The organism is Nocardia sp. NPDC051929, assembly GCF_044548645.1.
Taxonomy (GTDB): domain Bacteria; phylum Actinomycetota; class Actinomycetes; order Mycobacteriales; family Mycobacteriaceae; genus Nocardia; species Nocardia sichangensis.
The window spans coordinates 58,558-80,557 of sequence record NZ_JBIUCG010000014.1; the positions used below are offsets into that span (position 1 = coordinate 58,558).

Here is a 22,000-nt window from a genome sequence, read left to right on the forward strand (position 1 = left end):
GTTGCGTCGCGGCCTTTTTCGGCTCCTGTTCCGCCTTCGCGGCGGCCTCCCCAACGATTGCCGTGCTCACGACATGATCTCCTCTTGTACGTCGTCGGTCTCCGGTTCCGTGACGGTCGCTCCGCTCGGTTTGCCGGTGAGGGAAAGGAATACGTCATCGAGGCTCGGCCGGTGCACGTTGGCGTCGACCACGCAGACGCCCGCGTCATCCAGCCTGCGCAGCGCCTCCACCATCGTGCGCGAACCGTCGCCGACCACCACCGATACCTCGTCGGTGCCCGCCTCGTGGCCGGGCTCGCCGACGCCGACCTGCGCCAGCACGGCCAGCGCGGGCGCGGCGGCCTGTCCGGCGGCCAAGGTGACGGTGAGCCGGTCGCCGCCGATCGAGGTCTTCAGTTCGTCAGCCGAGCCGCGCGCGATGACCTGCCCGTGATCGATGACGGTGATGCGGTCGGCCAGCAGGTCGGCCTCTTCCAGATACTGCGTGGTGAGCAGCACCGTGGTGCCGTCGTCGACCAGGTCGCCGATCACCCCCCACATGTCCAGTCTGCCGCGCGGGTCCAGACCGGTGGTCGGCTCGTCCAGCACCACCACAGTGGGCCGGGCGACCAGCGCGCCCGCGAGGTCCAGCCGCCGGGCCATGCCGCCGGAGTAGGTTCCCGCTCTGCGGTGCGCGGCGTAGTCGAGCCCCAGGGCGCCGAGCAGTTCGGTGGCCCTGGCAGTCGCCTGCCGCGGCGACATCCCGTACAGCCTGGCCACCATGCGCAGGTTCTCGTAACCGGACAGATTGGCGTCGACGGCGGCGTACTGGCCGGACAGGCCGATCCGTTTGCGCGCCGCCGCGGGATCGCGCAGTACGTCGACGCCCGCCACGCGCACCGACCCGGCGGACGGCTTCAGCAGCGTGGTGACGATCCGCACGGTCGTCGTCTTGCCCGCGCCGTTGGGGCCGAGCAGACCCATCACGGTGCCCGTGGGAATCCGTAGGTCGATCTCGTCCAGCACGCGGACCCGGCCGTAGTTCTTCACCAGGCCGGTCACTTCCACCGCGAAACTCACCTGTGCGTCTCCTTCGTCTCCAGCCACCTCCGCAGCACCGGCCCGATCACCGCCAGTGCCTCCGGGGTGGTCATCGCGGAGTGCGCGCAGCGCAGCTCGTGGTCGTGGACGGCGCCGGTGACGTACGGCTCCCAGGCGTCGGCGCGCCGGTCGGGATCGGCCCGGTTGATCGGGTCGTCGCCCGCGCTGAAGAACAGCAGGTCGCCGTCGAACGGGCGGGGCCGGAAGCTGTGTGCGAGCACGGTGCCGTTGTCGTAGCCCGCGTAGAGCCGCTCCAGATGCTCGACGGTCAGCGCCGCGAACGGTCCGGACCGGGCGCGCAGCAGTTCGGCCGCCTCCCGAAGACTCATGCCGGGATCGATCTCCGCGCCGAGTTCGTCGCTGCCGAACTCCCCGACGATCTCGGCGACGCTCGGCGTCGCCTGGTCGAGCAGTTCGTCGGACAGGCGGTAGCTGTCCATCATCGACAGCAGCGCGACTTCGTCGCCCGCCTCTTGCAACTGCACGGCCATCTCCTGTGCGATCAATCCGCCGAGCGACCAGCCGAGCAGGTGGTAGGGCCCCTCGGGCTGGATCTCCTTGATCGCGGCCACGTAGTGGCTCGCGGCCTCGTCGATCGACGCGTAGCCGTCCTGCCCGGCGGCGTGCGGCGCCTGCAACCCGTACACCGGCCGGTCCCCCGGCAGATGCGCGAGCAATCCCGAGTAGCACCAAGCCAGACCGATCGCCGGATGCACACAGAACAGCGGCGCCCGGCTCGCCGCGGTACCCGGCCGGATCGGCAGCACCGGCGCCAGCATCGCCGCCACCGCGGCGCCCGAGGTCGCGCCCGCGTCGTCCAGCCGCGCCGCGATGGCGGCGGGCGTCGCGTCGCCGAACATCAACTGCACCGGCAGGTCGATGCCCGTCTCCCGCACGCGCGCGACGACTTTCGTGGCCAGCAGCGAGTTGCCGCCGAGTTCGAAGAAACCGTCGTCCGCGCCCACCGACTCCACACCGAGCACCTCGGCGAAAGCCGCGCACAGCGCCTCCTCCGTCGGGGTGGACGGGGCCCGATAGCCCTCACCCGTGGTGAACACCGGTTCCGGCAGCTTCGCCCGATCCAGCTTGCCCACGGGGCTCAGCGGAACCTCGTCGAGCAGCATGATCGATTGCGGCACCATGTAATTCGGTACCAGTCCGGCCACATGCCCGGTCAGCTCGGCCGCGGTGAGCGACACTCCGTCGCGCGCCTTCACGTACGACACCAGCGCTGTCGCGCCTGCCGGGGTGCGATGCCCGATGGTGGTGGAGAACGCCACCCCGCCGTGACGCGCGAGCGCGGCGTCGATCTCGCCGAGTTCGATACGGAAGCCGCGGATCTTGACCTGATGGTCGGTACGGCCGACGTACTGGATCTCCGGCGCGGCGTCCGCCGACGACCCGTGCTCGCGCGACCCGGCCCACCAGCGCACCAGGTCGCCGGTGCGGTACATCCGCTCCCCCGGCTTGCCGAACGGGTTGGCGACGAACCGCTGCGCGGTCAGACCAGGACGGTTCAGGTAACCGCGGGCCAGCGCGTCTCCGGACAGGTGCAGCTCGCCGGTCACCCCCAGCGGAGCCGGATGCAGCCGCGCGTCCAGGACCGCCGCGTTGACGCCGCGAATGGGTCCGCCGATGGTGATCGGCTCGCCGGGCGTCATCGGCTGGGACATCACCGTGACGATGGTGGTCTCGGTCGGGCCGTAGACGTTGTACAGATTGCGGCCCGGCGCCCACTGGGTCACCAGGTCCGGCGGCAGCGCCTCACCGCCGACCAGCACGTGCTGCAACTCCGCGAGGCCATGCGGGTCGACCGTGCCGAGCGCCGAGGTGGTGATGAACGCGTGGGTGATTCCCTCCGCGGCGAAGACCTGCCGCAGTTCGTCGCCGCCGACCACGCCGCTGGGCGTGATCACCAGGGTCGCCGCGCCACCGAGGGACAGCAGCAGATCGAGCATCGCGGCGTCGAAGCTCGGCGTGGCGAAATGCAGCACCCGGCACCCCGGCTGGACGTCGAACCGGTGGGCGGTCTCGGCGGCGAAGTTCGACAATCCACCGTGCGTGACCATCACGCCCTTCGGCGTACCGGTGGAGCCGGACGTGTAGATCACGTACGCGGGATTGTCGATTCGCAGCGGGGCGAGGCGCTCCGCGTCGGCGATCGGCGCGTCCGGCGCGGCGAGCACCAGGCGGCGGAACGCCGGGTCGTCGAGCACGATCCACTCCGCGCCCTCGGGCAGCTCGCCGCGGTAGCCCGCCAGCGTGATGCCCAGTGACGCACCGGAATCCGACAACATGTGCGCGATGCGCTGCCGCGGGTACAGCGGGTCGACCGGCACGAACGCCGCTCCGGCCTTGGCCACCGCGAGCACCGTCGCCACCGACTCGATCGACCGCGGGATGCCGAGGGCCACCAGCGTTTCCGGTCCGACGCCACGGGCGATGAGTACGCGCGCCAGCCGGTTGGTCCAGCGATCCAGGGCGTCGTAGGTCACCTCGGTGCCGTCGGCCACCAGGGCGATGCCGGCCCGGTCGACGCTCGCCGCCAGCTCGAACACTTCGGGGAAGGTGACCGGCCGGTCGGGTTTGGCCCCGCGCACCGGAGCGAGCCCCGACCACTCGGCGGGATCGAGCACCTCCAGATCGCCCACCGCGGTGGTCGGGTTCGCGGCGATCGCGGCCAGCAAGCGGGCCAGGCGCTTGCCCAGCCGCTGCGCGGTCGGCTCGTCGAACAGGTCACTCGCGTAGTTCACCGCCACCGTGATGCCGGCCGGATCACGTTGCGGGGTCTGCGTTTCGGTCAGGGTGAATTGGAGATCGAACTTTGCTATCCCGGTGTCGATGTCGGCCGCCTCGATGCGCAGCCCCGGCAGGTCCAAGCCGCCGACCGGCTCGTTGCGGACCGAGAGCATCACCTGGAACATCGGATGGTGCGCCTGGGACCTGGCCGGGTTGAGCACCTCCACCAGACGTTCGAACGGCAGGTCCGCGTGGGCGAAGGCGTCCAGGTCGGTTTCGCGCACGGCGTGCAGCAGGTCGGTGAACCGGGCCCCCGGGTCGATCCGCGTGCGCAGCACCAGCGTGTTGACGAACATGCCGACCAGCCGGTCCAGCGCGGGATGGCCGCGACCCGCGATCGGGGTGCCGACGGTGATGTCGTCGGTGGCGGTCATCCGGTGCAGCAGCACCGCGAGCGCGGCGTGCAGGACCATGAAGAGGCTGACGTTGTTGCTACCGGCGATCATCTGCAACTCGCGGTGCGTGACCGGGTCCACCGCGCACTCCACGGTGCCGCCCCGATAGGACGGGGCGGGCGGACGCGGCCGGTCGGCGGGCACGGTCAGCAACTCCGGGATGCCGTCCAGGGTGTGCCGCCAGTACTCCAGCTGCCTGGTCACCGCCGAGTCCGGGTCGTCCTCGCTGCCGAGCACCTCCTGCTGCCACAGGGTGTAGTCGGCGTATTGGACCTCGGGCTCCGCCCACTCCGCCGCGCCGCCACCGCAGGCGGCGCGGTAGGCGACGGCGACGTCGGCGGCCATCGGTTCGAGCGACCAGCCGTCCATCGCGATGTGATGCACCACGACGACGAGCACGTGCTCCCCGGGCTCGCCGGTCTGCACCGAGATCAACGCCGCGCGGATCGGAACGGTGGTGGCCAGATCGAATCCCGGTGCGGCGAAACGACGCACGGCGGTCTCGACCTCGTCCGGGCGCACCGTCATCCGCGACAGCGAGATGGCCGCCTCGGCCGGGTCGAGCACGACCTGCGCGGGTGCGCCGTCGGTCTCCGGGAACACCGTGCGCAGGGTTTCGTGTCTGGCTTGCACCGCGTGCAGTGCGGAGACCAGCGCGCCGACATCGAGGGCACCGGTCATCCGAAGGACGAGCGGGACGTTGTAGGCGCCCGACGACTGCCCGGCGCCCGACCCGGCGTTGAACCGGTTGAGGAACCACAGCCGCCGCTGAGCGGCCGACAGCGGGATGCGCTCGGGGCGCTCCCGGCGCACCAGCGCCGGGCGGTCCGCATCGGACGCCGCGCCCGTGTCCAGCAGCTCGGCGAGCCCGGCGACCGTCGGCGTGGCGAACACGGTGCGCACGGCGAGCCGTACGTTCGTCGCCGCGGCCAGCCGCGCGACGAGCTGGGTCGCCAGCAAGGAGTTGCCGCCGATGTCGAAGAAGCTGTCCTCGGCACGCACGCCGTCGGCCCCGATCAACTCACCCATCACCGCGGCCACCAAGCGCTCCGTGTCGGTCCGCGGCGCACGGCCGGGCGAATCCCCGAGCAACTGCGGTTCGGGCAGTGCGCTGACGTCCAGCTTGCCGACCGGAGTCAGCGGAATGGCGTCCAGCACGGTGAGCCCGGAGGGCACCATGTGCGTGGGCAGCCTGCCCGCGACGAAGGCGCGCACCTCCTCGGTGTCCACCCCGGCCGCCCGGTCGGCGGGCTGTACGAACGCGACGATCCGGTCGGCGCCGGCGATGCGGCGCACCTCGGTGTGCGCGAACCGCACCGACGGGTGTTCGCCGAGCACGGTGGTGATCTCGCCGAGTTCGACCCGGAACCCGCGCAGCTTCACCTGGTGGTCGCTGCGCCCGAGGTAGACCAGCTCGCCGGCGGCGTTCCAGCGCACCACGTCACCGGTCCGGTACATCCTGGCGCCCGCGGGCCCGCACGGGTCGGCCACGAAACGCGTTGCGGTGAGCCCGAACCGGTCGAAGTACCCGCGCGCGAGGCCGTGCCCCGCGAGGTACAGCTCGCCGGGAACACCGACCGGCACCGGGCGCAGTCGCTCATCGAGCACCAACGCCCTGGCTCCGCGCACCAGGCTGCCGATCGTGATCGGATCGCCGAAGCGGATCGGGCGGGAGATCGTGATGACCACGGTGGTCTCGGTCGGTCCGTACACATCGCACAGCACACGTCCCGGCGCCCAGCGCGCCACCAGATCCGGCGCAACCGCCTCGCCGCCGACCATGAGCGCACGCAGGTGCGGCAGCGGCCAGCGTTCGTGGTCGATGGTGGCGAGCGCGGCCGGGGTCATGAAGCCGTGGGAGACGCGCTCGCGCTCCAGCAGCGCGGCCAGCTCGTCACCGCCGTAGATGTCGGCCGGGCAGATCACCATCGCCGCGCCCGCGCCCAGCGCGATGAGCAGATCCAGGATCGCCGCGTCGAAACTCGGCGTCGCGAAGTGCAGTGTGCGGGAACGCTCGTCGACGCCGATGCGGTCGCGGATCTCGTCGGCCAGGTTGGACAGACCGCCGTGGGTCACCGCGACACCCTTGGGCGTTCCGGTCGATCCGGAGGTGTAGACCAGGTAGGCCAGGTCCGCCACCTGGTTGGCGCGCGAGCGTTCGTGGTCGTGGATCGGCGCGTCGTCGTGGCCGTCGAGTTCCGCGGCGAATTCGGGACGATCCAGTAACAACCACTCGATCTCCCGCCCGGCCGGGGCGCCCGCGCGCAGCTGCTCCGCGTGCACGGTGATCGTGACGCCGGTCGCGCAACCGGAGTCGGCGAGCATGTGCCGGATGCGCTCGGCGGGGTACTTGGGGTCGACCGGGACGAACGTCGCGCCTGCCTTCGTCGCCGCCAGCAGCGCCACCACCGAATCGATCGAGCGGATGAGCCCCAGCGCCACCCGCGTTCCCGGGCCGAGTCCGCGCGCGATGAGTGCCCGCGCCAAGCGGTTGGAGCGCCGGTCGAGCTCGGCATAGGTCAGTGAGGTCGTCCCCGCGCACAGCGCCGTGTTGTGCGGGAACCGCTGCGCGGTGGCGGTGAAGTACGCGGCCAGCGTGCACGGCTCGGCCGCCTGCCCGCCACGCGCCGGGGCGAGTGTGCGGCGCTCGTGGTCGGTACGCGCGTCGACGTCGCGGATCGGCACGCGCGGGTCGGCGGTGACGGCGGAGAGCACGCGCAGGAATCGGTCCGCCAACGTCTCGATCGTCGTCGCGTCGAAAAGTTCTGCGGCGTAGACGAACTCGTAGACGCTGTCGGTCTCGTCCGCAGCGGATCCCGGTGCGCCGGTGTCGTTCGCGACCCGCAGCTCCAAGTCGAACTTCGCCAGCGCGATGTCCAACGGCTCCGCGCGCAACGCGAGGCCGGGCAGTTCCAACGCGGGCACCGGACCGTCCTGCACACTCAGCGCCACCTGGAACAGCGGATGACGGCCCGTGGCGCGGGCATCGGCGCCGAGTTCGTCCACGATGCGCTCGAACGGGATGTCGGCGTGCGCCAGCGCGGCCAGCTCGGTATCCCGGTCGGCGCGCAGCAGATCGGTGAAGCTGCGGTCCGGGTCGACGTCGGAGCGCAGCACCAACGTGTTCACGAACATGCCGACAAGTTCGTCGAGCTTGGTGTCGGTACGCCCCGCCACCGGGGTGCCGATCACGATGTCCCGACCGCCGGTGACACAGCGCAACAGCACCGCGAACGCCGAACGCAGCACCATGAACTTGCTGACACCTCGATCGCGAGCCAGCGCGGCGAGCCCGCGCCGCACCTGCTCCGGCACCGTGAAACGCACCGTTCCCGCCTGCTGCGTCGGCTCCTCCGGCCGCGGCCGGTCATAAGGCAGCGGCAACTGGTCGGGAATGTCGGCCAGCGCGGTGCGCCAGTACTCCAGTTGGGTCGCCGCGACGCTGTCCGGATCGCCTTCCGAGCCGAGGCAGGCACGCTGCCAGAGCCCGAAGTCGGCGTACTGCACCGGAAGCGGCGTCCACGACGGCGCCGCACCCTCGTGCCGCGCCGCGTAGGCGGCGGCCAAGTCCTTGGTCAGCGGACCGAGCGACCAGCCGTCGGCGGCGATATGGTGCAGCACGACGCCGAGCAGGTAACGCTCCGGGGAGGTGCGCAACAGCGACAGACGCAGCGGCGGCTGCCTGGTGAGATCGAAACCGCTGTGCGCCAGAGCTTCCAGCGCGGCCTTCGCGCCGGAGTCATCGATGTCGGTGACCACCACCTCGGGCACCGCCCGCTCGACCGGCAGCACCACCTGCTGCGCGCCGTCGGCGTCCTCGGGGAAGACGGTGCGCAGCACTTCGTGCCGCCCCACCACGTCGGCGATCGCTTCGCGTAGCGCGGGCACGTCCAGATCGCCGGCCACGCGGATCACGAAAGCGATGTTGTACGCACTCGATTCGGGCGCGAATCGGTTGATGAACCACAAACGCTGCTGCGGCAGCGACAATGGAATGCGTCCCGGACGTGGCGTCTGCACCGCCAGCGCCTGCCGCTGCGTCCGGGGCGCTCGGTCCAGTTGCTCGGCGACTCCCGCGACCGTCGGCGCCTCGAAGATCGACCGCACCGGCAGCTCCACACCGAACTCCGCGTGCAGCGCGGCGGCGAGCCGGGTGGCCAGCAGCGAGTTGCCGCCGAGATCGAAGAAGCTGTCCTCGGCTCCGGTCACCGGGCGACCGAGCACCCCGCCGAACACGCCCGCCACGCCCAACTCCAGTGCGGTGCTCGGCGGACGGGACGTCGCCGCGGCCTCGAACACGGGCTGCGGCAACGCCTTTCGGTTCAGCTTGCCCGCGGGCGTCACCGGGATCTCGTCCAGCACCGCCACCGACGCGGGCACCATGTAGCCGGGCAGCCGCTGCCGCGCGGTCTCCAGCACGGCCCGCGCCTCGACCGGCCGATCGGCCGTCACATACGACGCCAGCCGTACCTGGCCCTGCTCGTCGGTGTGCACCACGGTGAGCGCGAACCGGATGCCGGGATGCAGGCGCAGCACGTTGTCGATCTCGCGCAGTTCGATACGGAAGCCGCGGATCTTGATCTGATCGTCGGCGCGCCCGAGGAACCGCAGCTGTCCGGACCGCTCCATGACGACCAAGTCGCCGGTGCGGTACATCCGCTCCCCACGCCTGCCGTGCGGGTTGGGCACGAATCGCTGCGCGGTCAGGCCGAAACGGCCGTGGTAGCCGCGGGCGACGCCGGGACCCGACACGTACAGCTCGCCCGGCGTGCCCGGCGGCACCGGATGCAGGCGACTGTCCAGCACGAACAGACGCATGCCACGCACCGGCGCACCGAGCGGCACGGGCCGGCCCGGCCGCATGGGCCCGCTAGCGGTCGCCGCGACGGTGGCCTCCGACGGACCGTACATGTTGTGCATGCGATGCCCGGCGGTCCAGGTCTCGACGAGCTCCTCCGAGCAGGCGTCACCGCCGACGATGACCGTCTCCAGCTCGTCGAGCCCCTCGCTCGGCACGGTGGCCAGCGCGGCCGGTGTGACGAAGGCGTGGGTGACCCGCTCCTCGCGCAGCAGCGCGGCCAGCTCGGCGCCGCCGTACATGCCCGGCGGGGCGATCACCATTGTCGCGCCCGCGGCGAAGCCGAGCAGCAGCTCCAGCACCGAGGCGTCGAAGCTGGGCGAGGAGAAGTGCAGCGTGCGCGCCGCGTCCGAGATGCCGAACAGGTAGTTCTGCTCGCCGGCGAGGGAGGCGATACCGGCGTGGGTCACGACGACCGCCTTCGGCGTGCCGGTGGACCCGGAGGTGTAGATGAGATAGGCCGGGTGGCTCACCCGCATCGGGTGGTGCCGCTCGTCGTCGGTGATCGGATCCGCCGAGTGGCCCGCCAGCTCGGCGGTCAGTTCACCCGAGCCGAGGACCAGCCAGTCGACCTGGGTCTTGCGGTGCCTGCCCCGCGTCGCGGGCAGGGCGGGCATGGCGTCGAGGCATTCGGGGTCGGTGATGCCGAGCGTCGCCCCGGAGTCACCGATCATGTGCGCGATCCGCTCGCCCGGGTAGCTGGGATCGATCGGCACATAGGCCGCACCGGTTTTGGCGACGGACCACACCGCGGTGATCGCGTCGAGCCCGCGCGGCAGCGCGATCGCGACGACCGTCTCGGGACCGGCCCCGTGCTCGATGAGCACGCGCGCCAGCGTGTTCGATCGCTCGTCGAGTTCGCGGTAGGTGGTGTCGGCGCCGAGATAACGAACCGCCACCGCGTCCGGCAGCCTGCGCGCGGTGCCGGACAGCAAGGTGGCCAGCGTGATCGACGGCTCGGCGGGCGCGCCCCCGATGGGCACCAGATTCTCGGACTCCCTGCGGTCGAGGATCGGCAGGTCGCCGACCGGCAGCTCGGGAGCGGCCACGCCGCCCGCCAGCACGGCGATGAACCTGCGGGCGAACGACTGCACAGTGGAGTGGTCGAAAACGTCCGTCGTATAGCCGAATTCGGCCGACAGCGGTCCGTCGCCGGAGTCGTCGTGGACGACCAACTGCAAGTCGAACTTGGCGACGTCCGAGGCGATCGGCAGCACCGCGGCGCGGACCCCGGGCAGCTCGATCCGCAGATCCGGCGCGTGGTCGTAGGACAGCATCACCTGGAACAACGGATGCCGCGACGGAGAACGCTCCGGGTTGACCACCTCGACCAGCCGCTCGAACGGTACGTCGGCGTTGGCGAAGGCGTTGAGGTCGGTCTCGCGCACCACGTCGAGCATCCGGTCGAACCCGGCCGCCGGGTCGACCGCGGTGCGCAGGACGAGGGTGTTGACGAACATGCCGACCAGGTCGTCGAGCGCCGGATCGGAACGACCCGCGATCGGGGTGCCGATCGCGATGTCACCGCTCGCGCACAGCCGCGACAGCAGGGTCGCCAGCGCCGCGTGCAGCACCATGAACATGCTCACGCCCCGGCCGGCCGCGAGTTCGACCGCCGCGCGGCGGATCTCGGCCGGAATGGTGAACTCGACCCGGCCGCCCACGGTCGACCTGCGCAGTGGGCGCGGGCGGTCCAGCGGCAGATCGAGTTGCTCGGGGAGCCCGGCCAGCGCCGTGCGCCAGTGCGTGAGCTGACGGCTGAGCGCGCTGGCCGGATCGGACTCGTCGCCGAGTAGCTCGCGCTGCCAGAGGGCGAAGTCGGCGTACTGCACCGGCAACTGCGTCCACTGCGGTTCCACGCCGTTCGCGCGCGCGGCCACCGCCGTCATCAGGTCCTTGGCCAGCGGTGCGATGGACCAACCGTCACCGCAGATGTGATGCAGCACGACGAGGAAGACGTGGCGCTGCGGGCCGGTGCGGTAGAGCGCCACCCGGATCGGGGCTTGGCTGCGCAGATCGAAGCCGTACCCGGCGTACTCGGTCGCCAGGTCCGCCACGTCGGCCGCTGTGACATCGATCGGGTCGAGCGTCAGCGGGATCGCCTCGGCCGAGTGGATCAGTTGGTAGGGCCCCTCCGGCGACTCCGGGAAGGTGGTGCGCAGGCTCTCGTGCCGTTCGATGACGTCCACCAGGCCCGCACGCAACGCGGCCACGTCCAGTGGGCCTTCCACCTCCACCGCGAGCGGCATGTTGTACGCGGCGGCGTGTTCGGAGAACCGGTTCAGGATCCACAGCCGCTGCTGCGCCTGCGACAGCGGGATCCGCTCCGGTCGTTCGGCGGGCGTCAGCCGCGGCGAGGCGACGTCGGTGGTCTGCATGGCGAATCGCCGGGTGAGCGCCTCGATCGTCGCCGACTCGAACAGGTCACGGATGGTCAGCGCGGTGCCGAGGGCGGCGTTGATCCTGGATACCGCCCGCGCGGCGATGAGCGAGTTGCCGCCGAGATCGAAGAAGTTGTCCTCGATGCCGACCTCGGTGTCGAGCACCTCGGCGAAGATGCCTGCGAGCACCCGCTCGACCTCGGTGCGGGGTTCGGCGATCGGCCGGATCGACCGCGTGCCCGGCGTGGGCACGGGCAGCGCCTTCCGATCGATCTTTCCGTTGGCGCTCAGCGGCAGCTCGTCGAGTTCCATCAGCGCGGACGGCACCATGTAGCTGGGCAGCGTGCGCCGCAGCGCGGTCAACAGCGCGGCCGTGTCCAGCGGGGCATCGTCGTCGTCCTGCTTCGCCGCGACCACGTAGGCGACCAACTCGTCGCCCGCGCGTCCGGTGTGCGCCACGCATACCGCGCGAGCCACCTTCGCGTCCTCGAGCAGTGCGGCCTCGACCTCACCGAGCTCGATGCGCAGGCCACGGATCTTGACCTGGAAGTCGCTGCGGCCCAGGTATTCCAGCACGCGCGGCTCGGCACCGGAGCGGCCGATCTGCCAGCGTGCCAGGTCACCGGTGCGGTACATCCGCGCGCCGGGAGTGAAGGGGTCGGCAACGAATCGGTCGGCGGTCAGCCGCGGCTGTCTCAGGTAGCCGCGGGCCAGCTGGACTCCGGCGAGATACAGTTCGCCGACCACGCCGGGCGGAACGGGCTGCAAGCGGTCGTCCAGCACGTAGGTCTGGGTGTTCCACACCGGCGAGCCGATCGGCACGGCGGCGGCATCGGGTGGGCACGCCCAGTAGGTGACGTCCACGGCGGCCTCGGTCGGACCGTACAGGTTGTGCAGTTCGGCGGCGGGCAGCGCCGCGTAGAACTCCCGCACGGCGGCGGCGGGCAGCGCCTCACCACTGCAGAACACCCGGTGCAGGCAGGCGCAGCCGCGTAGATCCGCCTCGGTGACGAACACCGATAGCATGGACGGCACGAAATGCGCTGTGGTGATGCCTTTTTCGGCGATGATCCGGGCGAGGTACGTCGGGTCGCGGTGCCCGTCGGGGGCGGCGATCACCAAGCGCGCGCCGACCTGCAAGGGCCAGAAGAACTCCCACACCGAGACGTCGAAGGTGGCCGGGGTCTTCTGCAGCACCGCGTCGTCGCGGCCGAGCGGATACTCGTGCTGCATCCAGCGCAGCCGGTTGACGATGGCGGCATGGGTCACGCCGACGCCTTTGGGTTTTCCGGTCGATCCGGAGGTGAAAATGACGTAGGCGAGGTGGTCGGGGCGCAGCGCGCCCGTGCGGTCGGCGTCGGTGACCGGCGCGTCGTCGAATCCGGAGAGCCGCGCGGTGTCGATGTCCAGCCGGGTGACCATCGCGGGCAGCTCCACGTCGTCCCGGCTGGCGGTGAGCACGCACAACGGCTCTGCCTGACGCACGATCTGCGCGATCCGCTCGGCCGGGTGCTCGGTGTCCAGCGGCAGGTACGCCGCGCCCGCTTTCACGATCGCGTACATGCCGACCACCAGGTCGAGGCTGCGGCGCAGGCACAGGGCGACCGTCGTATCGGGCCCGGCGCCGCGCGCGATCAAAAGCCTGGCCAGGCGGTTGGCGCGGCCGTCGAGTTCGACGTAGGTCAGCGACTCGTCGCCGAACTCGAGTGCGATGGCGTCCGGATCGGACCCGACGCGTTCGGCGAAGAGGCTCGCGAGGGTGCCCTCCTGCCGGGGCGCGGCGGTGGCGTTCCACTCGTGCAGGACCTGCTCGCGCTCGGCGTGGGTGATCGCGCCGAGCGACTCGGCGGGCACCGTGGGATCGGCGGCCAGGAAACGGCCGAGGAAGTCCAGATAGCGTGCGTGGTGCACGCCGACTTCGGCCTCGCCGTAGAGGCGGGGATTGGCTTCGAAGTCGATGTGCAGGCGGCCACCCGCGCCGTTGTAGACGTTGACCGAGAGGTCTTCCACCGGGCCGGTGGCCAGCACGTGCATGGAGCCGAGCAGACTGCCGAAACGCAGCTCGTCGTGGAACAGCATCAGATTGACCATCGGGCCGAAGAATCCGCGCGCGTCGCGGGAGTAGCCGCTGTCGCGCCGAATGTCGTCGTGCCGGTAGCGCTGATGCCGCAAGGCGCCGGTGATCTGCAGCTCGGCCGCCTTCACCAGGTCGCCGATCGTGGTCGCCTCGTCGAAACGCAGCCGGATCGGCACGACGTTGGAGATCACGCCCGCCGAGCGGCGCAGCGACACCGTGGTGCGCGCCGAGACCGGCAGGCTCAGCACCACGTCCGCGTTGCCCGTCACCGAACGCACGTAGGTGGCCAACGCCGCGACGAACACCGCCGAGTCGGTGGTGTTCCACGCGCTGGTCGCCGCGTCGATCGCGGCATGCTGCTCGTCGTCGAGCACGGCGGTGGCCAGCCTGCGGCCCGCGTCGTGGGTGGCGGCGCCGAGCCGGGCGCCCCCGAGGCTCACCGGCTCGCCCACGCCCGACAGCTGCCCGGCCCAGTACTCGCGGTCACTCTGGAAACGGCTGGAATCGTGGTAGCGCGCCTCGTCGGCGTAGATCTCGGCCAGCGGCGTCGCCCGCGACGCGACCGGCTCGGTCCGGCTCTCCAGCGCGGTGTAGATCTCCGCGGTACGGGTGAGCGCGTTCATCGCACCGTAGCCGTCGATGACGATGTGGTGGGCGAACGAGTACCAGATGTAATGGGAGTCCCCGATCCGCAGAACCGCGTTGGAGGTCAGCGGATCGCGTTCCAGATCGATCGGCGAGCTCGTGTGTTCGTGCATCCAGCGCAGCGCCGCGGCGCGCGGGTCGGCCTCGCCGCGCAGATCGATACGGCGCCAGCCGGGCCGTGTCACCGGGTCGACGATCTGATACGGAGTGCCATCTATTTCCAACAGGCGCACTTGACCCACCTGGGTCTCGGCGCCGAAACGCTCGATCGCGTACAGCAGCCGCCCCTCGTCCAAGTCGCCGTGGATCTCGACGTACTGAGAGATCGTGAGCGGTACGTCGGGGCGAATCCGCTGCGCGTACCAGAGAGCTGTCTGCGCGGGTGACAGAGCAAACGGTTGGGCCGAGAATTCGCCGGATGAACATTGGTCGACGCGATCCGTGGCCAATGAACTCATCAATCACTCCGTTCTGCCGCTGTTGACGCAACTCCCCGAGCACCGCCCCAGCAAGCGCACGCGCGCCAGCCGTAGGACGTAATCCACGCCCTATGATTCGGAGCGTCGCATCAGCCGGATTGCCGACGTTTTGGATTTGTTTCACATCCAACGTCCTTGGCAGAAGGCCACTTTGGTTGGTTACATTTCCGCAAACATTGCGACTCAACTAGGTCGAACCGAAGCAAAACGGGCCCTGACCAGACTGTTCGATGCTACTCCGCAGATCGCTTCAGTTGTCTGGCGAACGGCGCGCAACTTTACTACGCACCTTCGTTTTCGGGGCGGTAGGGGCGAGAACAAACCGAGTGTTCGGTAAAAGCTGGTTCGACAGGATCTATCGGTCGTCGACGGCTCGACGACCGGTTCGCTCGTCCACGCGGGTAACAGATCGCCGCCGGAGGGCCGCGGCCAGCGCGGCGGCAGCCGTCAGGATAACGAAAACTCGCTCCGGCGCGGGCCCGATTCGTGTTGCGAGAGTGGTGTCGTTGCGCAACGGAAGCTCGGAGACCAGAGCCGCGGGCACGAACAACGCCGATTCCTGCCGCACACTGCCGTCGGCGGCGATGATGGCGCTGACACCCGACGTGGCCGCGACGACCAGCGCTCTACCGTGTTCGACGGCGCGAACGCGGGACATGGCCAGCTGCTGATAGGTCATCTCGCTGTCGCCGAAGGTCGCGTTGTTCGTCGGCACGGTGAGCAGTTGGGCGCCCGCGCGCATCGCGTCCTCGAACGAGCGATCGAAAGCGACCTCGTAGCACGTCGCCACGCCGATGTCTATACCCGCCGCGTGCACAACTCCGTCACCATTTCCCGGTACGAAATACCCCGCCCGATCGGCGTATTCGGAGAAATGCCGGAAGAAACTCCGCATCGGCAGATACTCGCCGAAAGGCTGGATGATCTTCTTGTCGTGCCGGTCTCCCGGACCCGCCGCGCCGTTCCACACCATCACCGAGTTGGTCGTCGTCCGGTCCGGGTTGATCAGCACGGCGCCGACCAGAATGGGTGCGCCGATGCGCTCGGAGGCGGCGGTGATCAGGGCGGCGGCGTCGGCGTTGCGCAAAGGATCGATGTCGGAGGAGTTCTCCGGCCAGATCACCACATCCGGGCGCGGCGCGCGGCCCGCCGCCACCTCGTCGGCCAGTTCTTCGGTGCGCCGGACGTGATTGTCCAGCACGGCCCGCCGCTGTTCGTTGAAGTCCAGTCCGAGGCGGGGCACGCTGCCCTGGATCGCCGCGACCGTGACCGTTCGGTCGCCCGCCTCCGGATCTGGCAGAGCCGACCGGAGCAGCAGGCCACTGAGCGGCATGATCAAGACGGCGAAAGCCACAGCGGCGTATCCCAGTCGGGTCGCCGGGACAGGTCCGCTCACGGCGGTCGACTCGGGCGCACCGTTTTCGGAGACCATGGTTTCGCGCCCGTCATCCGTGGTACACACCGACCACAACACGGAGCCCAACGCGGCCAGCCCGGTTCCGGTGAGCGCGACGGCGAACCCGACCAGCGGGGCGCCGCCGATCGCCGCCAGTGACAGGAACCAGCCGTCGGCCTGACCGAAGGCCAAACGGCCCCAGGGAAAACCACCGAACGGGAAGCTGGACCTGCCCCACTCCGCCGCGGCCCAGGCCAGTGCCACCCACAGCGGCCAGCCGGGCAACGCGCCGACCAACCGCCCGAGCACGCCGAAGACGCCGAGGTAGACCGCGCAGGCGGTGGACAGCGCCAGCCACGGCAGCGGTCCGACGTAGATGCCGGTCCACGGCAGCAGCGGGACGAAAAACGCCAGCCCGGCCAGAAATCCGTAGCCGAAGCCCGCCCGCAGCCGGCCGTCGCCGCGTACGGTGAGCGTGAGCACCGCCACGCCCAAAGGGGCGAGAAACCACCACGGCCTTGGCGGGAAGCTGCCGAACAGCAACAAGCCCGCGACGACCGCCGCCACCGACCGCGTCGCCACCGGATGATTGCGCGCCACCGCGGACGCCTGCCGCACCGACGCGAGCATTCGCTCTCGCACCATCACTCGGCCACCGTCCGCCATCGCGCGGGCCCTCGCCAGTCGGCGGTCGACAACCGAGCCGTCCATCGGTCCGAGTCCATCCCACGCCGCTCGACAAACCTCGACCCAGCAATGGACGTGATGTTTATCACACGGAATATCAAGTCCGCCATGCTTCGAGTGCGCGCACGCGACTCGCCCAACCGATCGACTCGCCCGGGGGTGTATTCACACCACACGGCCGACCGACCGGGAGCGAGGGCCGGAAAACGGCGGATACGCGAGTCATCGGGCATCCATCTTTTCATCGCCGGGCCCCACTGAATCGTTAGCCGCCGCGCACGCGATATCGGTTCTCCGCTCACGCTCCGTCGAACAGACCGGAGCGTTCCAGCCGGTGCGTACGAAATCGCGAGCCGCCACGCTCGGTTATGCGGCTGGTTCACGCACCGATCCGCGGTGGCGCCGCGGTACACCGGAGAGCGTCCGGCAAACGGAGAAGATGGAGTACTGGCACGCAGTGCCACATCGGACCGCCGTGGACGAACAGAGTGCACTCGGCAAGGGGTGTTGTACGCCCGGCCCGAGCCGAGCCGCTCACGAGCCGCCCCGCGCACCCGAACGCCGGGCACGAGACGGCCGGGAGCCGTCGCGGACTCCACCATCGCGCGCTCACTTCGCATAGATAGTCACTCCCCGGTGCACGGTGCGCAGGCACGTGGGCAGCGGCGCGCCCGGCTCCAGCGCGGGCAACCCAGGGACGCGCGACCGCGGGTCGGTGGACCAGCGCTGCACCGAGTCGGCAGCCGCGCTGACGACCAGTTCGCCGGCATCCCAGATCGCATAGGAGGCGGGCGCCCCGGGGACCAGTGTGCCCGCCACCCCGTCGCGAACTCCGCCCGCGCGCCACGCGCCGCGCGTTGCCGCGGCGAAGGCGGCCCGCGGGGACAGGGCGTGGCCGGGCGTGCGGTGCCCGGCGGCGGCACGCACCGCCGCCCACGGATCGAGCGCGGTGACCGGGGCGTCGGAACCGATCGCCAGGGCCACGCCCGCGGAGGCCATGGCGGCGAACGGGTTCAGCGCCGCGGCGCGCTCCGCGCCGAGCCGCGCCGCGTACATGCCGTCGGTTCCGCCCCACGCGGCGTCGAATCCCGGCTGCACACTGGCGATCACGCCCCAGCGGGCCAGGCGGGAGATGTGCTCGGCATCGACGAGCTCGGCGTGTTCGACGCGATGCCCCAGCGCCGCGACGGCGGGACCGCCGAGTTCGGCGACCACCCGTTCGACACCGGCGACCACGGCATCCATGGCGGCGTCGCCGATCACGTGGAATCCGGCCTGGATGCCCGCGACGGTGCAGGCGCGGACGTGATTCGCGATCGCCTCGACATCGAGATAGCTTCGGCCGCAGCCGGATTCGTCGGAGTAGGGTGCGCGCAGCCACGCGGTGCGCGATCCGAAGGAGCCGTCGACGAACAGGTCGCCGCCGAGTGCGTGCACGCCGAGTTCGCCGATCAGGGCGCGAGCCTGCTCGGCGCTGCGCACCGCCTCGCCCCAGTAGGCCCGCACCTGGACGCCGTGCTCGAATTCGAGCAGTTCGCGGACGTCGTCACGGCCCGCGATCTCCGGCCCCGCGCATTCGTGGACCGCGACGACACCGCGCGCGGCGGCATGGTCCAGCGCTGCGGCGCGCGCTCGATCCCGTTGTGCCCGAGTCAATCCGGCGAGCGCGGCGGCGCGCACCAAGTGGTGGGCGGCGGCACACACGGGCTCGCCTCGGGTGAATCCGTCGATCGCCGCCAGCCCGGGCAGCGCGTTCAGCAGCGCCGAGGACGCCACCGCGGAGTGCGCGTCCACGCGCGAGAGATAGACCTGCCTGCCCGCACCCGCCGCCGCGTCGATCTCCTCGACGGTGGGCGGCCGTCCCTCCGGCCAGGTGGTCTCGTCCCAGCCGTCACCCAGTACCGCGCCGTCGGGGTGCGCCTCGGCGAACTCCCGCAGCAGCCGCAGGCAGTGTTCGAGCGACCGGGCGGCCGACAGGTCGAGCCCGGTCAGCTTCAGGCCCAGCGCGGTGACGTGCACATGCGGATCGACGAACGCGGGCGCGACGAAGGCGCCGTGGAGGTCGACGATCTCGGCATCCGGATGCAGCGCCAGTCCGGGTTGCTCGGCGCCCAGCCAGACGACGGTTCCGTCGCTCACCGCCATCGCCGTGGCGTCGGGTGAACTGGCACTGTAGAAACGGCCGCCGATCAGCAACTGGGTACTCACGAGGCACCAGTCTGCCCCATGCCCGATTCGGCGGTTTCGGTCAGGCGTTCAGCACGGAGTGGCGGTCCAGATCCTCCGGTTGCGCGAGCACCGCCATCACCTCCGCGTATTCCGGCGGCGTACCGCCGGTTCTCCCGGCCGCCGCGGGCAGGCAGCCCGCCTCCACGGCGATCAGCTCCAGCCGCAGCGCCGCGGCCGTGAATCCGGAAATCGACTGTCCCGCAGCGGCGGCCGCCCGTTTCACCGCGGCGGCCAGCTCTTCGCTCACCGTCACGGTGAGTTGCTCGGTGGTCATCGCGTCACGATAGCCCTTCGCGGCGCGACACGGAACCGGGTGCGGCGAGTTCACTCAGGCCGAGGGGATCGCGCGGCGCGCGTTGCCCTGACCGTCGTCGTACCACTGCCCCACGACGACGCCGTCCACCACGTCACCACCGTCGACGACGACCCCACGGTAAGGCCCGGTCGCGACCAGCTTGCCGAAGCGCCGTGCGGCGAAGGCCGCCAGCACTGGACGCGCCAGCAACCGCGTGGGCGGCAGCAGCAGGAGCAGACCGAACAGCGAGGTGACCAGGCCGGGTACGAACATCAGTACACCGCCCGCCGCGACCAGGGCGCCGTCCGCCACGGCGGTCCCTGGCGCCACTTCCCCGCGCGCGGCCCGGCGGAACTGCTCGAACACCCGCCGCCCCTGCGAACCGACCAGCAGCATGCCCGCTCCCGATCCGGCGATCAGCAGCAGAATGGTCGGCAACGCGCCGATCAGCTGACCGACCGTGACCAGCGCGGCGATTTCCACGACGACGTACAGCACGAACAACAAGGCGGGCATGGCGATCCTTTCGGACGATCTACCCCGGTCAACGTCTCGCGCCCAGTTTTTTCTCCCTGATTCGCCTGATAGGTCGCTGAGAGCCCGCGCCGTCATCCGCCCGGCCGCACCAGCCCGGTCTCGTAGGCGAGCACGACTGCCTGAACCCGATCGCGCAGACCGAGTTTGGTCAGCACCCGGCCCACGTGTGTCTTGACCGTGGCCTCCGAGAGGTACAACTGCTCGGCGATCTCCGCGTTGGAGCGGCCTGCCGCGATCTGCTCGAGCACCTCACGTTCGCGGGCGGTGAGCACATCGAGCACGCCCGGGTCGCGGGTGCGCGCCGGGTTCTCCGCGATGAGCCGGTCCAGCAGACGTTTGGTGACCTTCGGCGACACCACGGCGTCACCGGCGGCGACGCTGCGGATGGCCGAGACGAGATCCTCCGGCGGGGTGTCCTTCAACAGGAATCCGCTCGCCCCCGCCCGCAGCGCGCCGAGCGCGTGCTCGTCGAGATCGAAGGTCGTCATGACGAGCACCCGGCTGCCGTGCCCGGCCTCCACGATGCGGGTCGTGGCGACGACCCCGTCCACCACGGGCATCCGCACGTCCATCAGCACCACGTCGGGACGCAGTTCCGCCGCCGTGGTGACCGCGGCCGCGCCGTTGGCCGCCTCGCCGATCACTTCGATGTCCGGGTGCGCGCCGAGCACCATCTTCAATCCCATCCGCATGAGTTCCTGGTCATCGACGACGAGCACGGTGATCGGCACGTTCCCCAATGTAACGTGGCCGCTTCGCCGCGCCGGGCGGCAGCTGCGGCGCCGGTCTCGCCTACCGGTCGACATGGGCCGAATTCCACTGCTGCTCATTACTTTTCACGCAACGAGCGGCCGGGCGGCTCGTTCAGTCCGCCGGGTCGGAACGCAGCGGGATGCTGGCGTGCACCCGCCAGGCTCCGTCCGCGTGGCGACCCGCGTCCAGGCTGCCGCCGAGCACGGCGACGCGTTCACGCATCCCCACCAAGCCGAGACCGCTGCCCTGGATGCGCGCGCCCGGTTCCGTCGGCGACGCCCCACCGGTGTCCGTGACGTCGATCAGCACGTCGGCATCGGTGCGGCGCACCCGCACCCACGCCTTCGGATGCGGACCGGCATGCCGCAGCGTGTTGGTCAGCGATTCCTGCACGATGCGGTGCACGCCGAGACTGACCTCCGGCGCGATGTCGTCGAGTTCGCCGGTCAATTCCAGCTCGACGGCCAGGCCGGTGCCGCGCATCATCTCCACGACCTTGGCGATGCCCGCGGTGCCGTGCTGGGGCAACTGGTCGGGCGCGTGCTCCGTGCGCAGCAGGGCCACGGTTCTGCGCAGTTCGCGCAGCGCCTCTCGGCCGGTGCTCGCGATGGTGGCGAGCGCCTGCTCGGCCGCGTCCGGGTCGCGGCGCAGCGCGTACTTCGCCCCGTCGGCCTGCACGATGATCACACTCACCGCGTGGGCGACCACGTCGTGCAGTTCCCGCGCGATGCGGGTGCGTTCGGCCGCGACGGCGTCGTGCGCGCGACGTTCCTTGTCGTAGTCGGCGACCGCGAGCCGGGCCGCCACCTCGGCGTCGTAGGCGTGCCGCGCGCCGATGAACTCCGCGAGCGTCCAGCACAAGGCGTAGAACATGGCGGTGAACACGCTGTCGGACCCGGACGGCTTGCCGATCGCGACGATCGAGAGCACGAGATCCACCACCAGGCCGAGCCCGTACCACAGTCCGTCCCGCCTGCCGACGTAAGCGACCAGCGTGTACAGCATGATGCCGTGGGACAGCTGTGCGATGTGGTCCGCGTCGTCCTGGACCAGGAAGCCGACCAGCGTCTCGGTCAGCGACAACGCCAAAGTAGCCGCCGCCATGGCCCGGGGATACACCCGCCGCAGGGCGAGCGGCAGCGGAAGCAGCACCCCGATGGCCAGGTAGGCGAGCTTGTTGTGCGCGTTCCCCACCCCGATGATCTCGAGCAGCACGAAGATCGCCGCCAGCGCCGAGTCGGCCACGACGGGCTTGCCCCGGAGCCACAGACTGAAACGACGCACCGGATCAGAGTAGGTGGCCTCGGCACGCGGGCGACCCGGCCCAGCCGACGACTGCCCGTCCCCGGCACCGGGCAGGGTCCGGATCCGCGGTCTGGTTGTCTGACC

At 70.5% G+C, this 22,000-nt stretch carries 8 protein-coding genes; all 8 read right to left on the bottom strand.

Features of this window, described 5'->3' with window-relative positions:
* Positions 1 to 66 precede the first annotated feature (66 nt).
* A complete protein-coding gene (locus tag ACIHAX_RS19905; RefSeq protein ID WP_355077659.1) occupies positions 67 to 1,059 on the bottom strand; it encodes an ATP-binding cassette domain-containing protein in 993 nt (330 codons plus the stop codon).
* Entirely contained in the window at positions 1,056 to 14,693 is a 13,638-nt protein-coding gene (locus ACIHAX_RS19910) for an amino acid adenylation domain-containing protein (protein ID WP_397278948.1), read from the bottom strand. Before ACIHAX_RS19910 ends, ACIHAX_RS19905 begins: the two co-directional genes overlap by 4 nt.
* Positions 14,694 to 15,069: 376 nt before the next feature.
* Positions 15,070 to 16,740 carry an apolipoprotein N-acyltransferase gene (lnt, locus tag ACIHAX_RS19915; RefSeq protein ID WP_397279102.1) on the bottom strand — a complete coding sequence of 557 codons (1,671 nt, stop codon included), beginning with the start codon at positions 16,738 to 16,740 and terminating at the stop codon, positions 15,070 to 15,072.
* 666 nt (positions 16,741 to 17,406) lie between these two features.
* Entirely contained in the window at positions 17,407 to 19,005 is a 1,599-nt protein-coding gene (locus ACIHAX_RS19920) for an amidohydrolase (protein ID WP_397278950.1), read from the bottom strand.
* Positions 19,006 to 19,045: 40 nt separating this feature from the next.
* Positions 19,046 to 19,300 carry a hypothetical protein gene (locus ACIHAX_RS19925; protein WP_356962121.1) on the bottom strand — a complete coding sequence of 85 codons (255 nt, stop codon included), beginning with the start codon at positions 19,298 to 19,300 and terminating at the stop codon, positions 19,046 to 19,048.
* Positions 19,301 to 19,354: 54 nt separating this feature from the next.
* On the bottom strand, positions 19,355 to 19,837 hold the full coding sequence (locus ACIHAX_RS19930) for an FxsA family protein (RefSeq protein ID WP_397278952.1): 483 nt from the start codon (positions 19,835 to 19,837) through the stop codon (positions 19,355 to 19,357).
* A 92-nt stretch (positions 19,838 to 19,929) separates the two neighbouring features.
* Entirely contained in the window at positions 19,930 to 20,589 is a 660-nt protein-coding gene (locus ACIHAX_RS19935) for a response regulator transcription factor (RefSeq protein ID WP_039798341.1), read from the bottom strand.
* Positions 20,590 to 20,722: 133 nt separating this feature from the next.
* A complete protein-coding gene (locus ACIHAX_RS19940; protein ID WP_364428189.1) occupies positions 20,723 to 21,895 on the bottom strand; it encodes a histidine kinase in 1,173 nt (390 codons plus the stop codon).
* Positions 21,896 to 22,000: the final 105 nt, after the last annotated feature.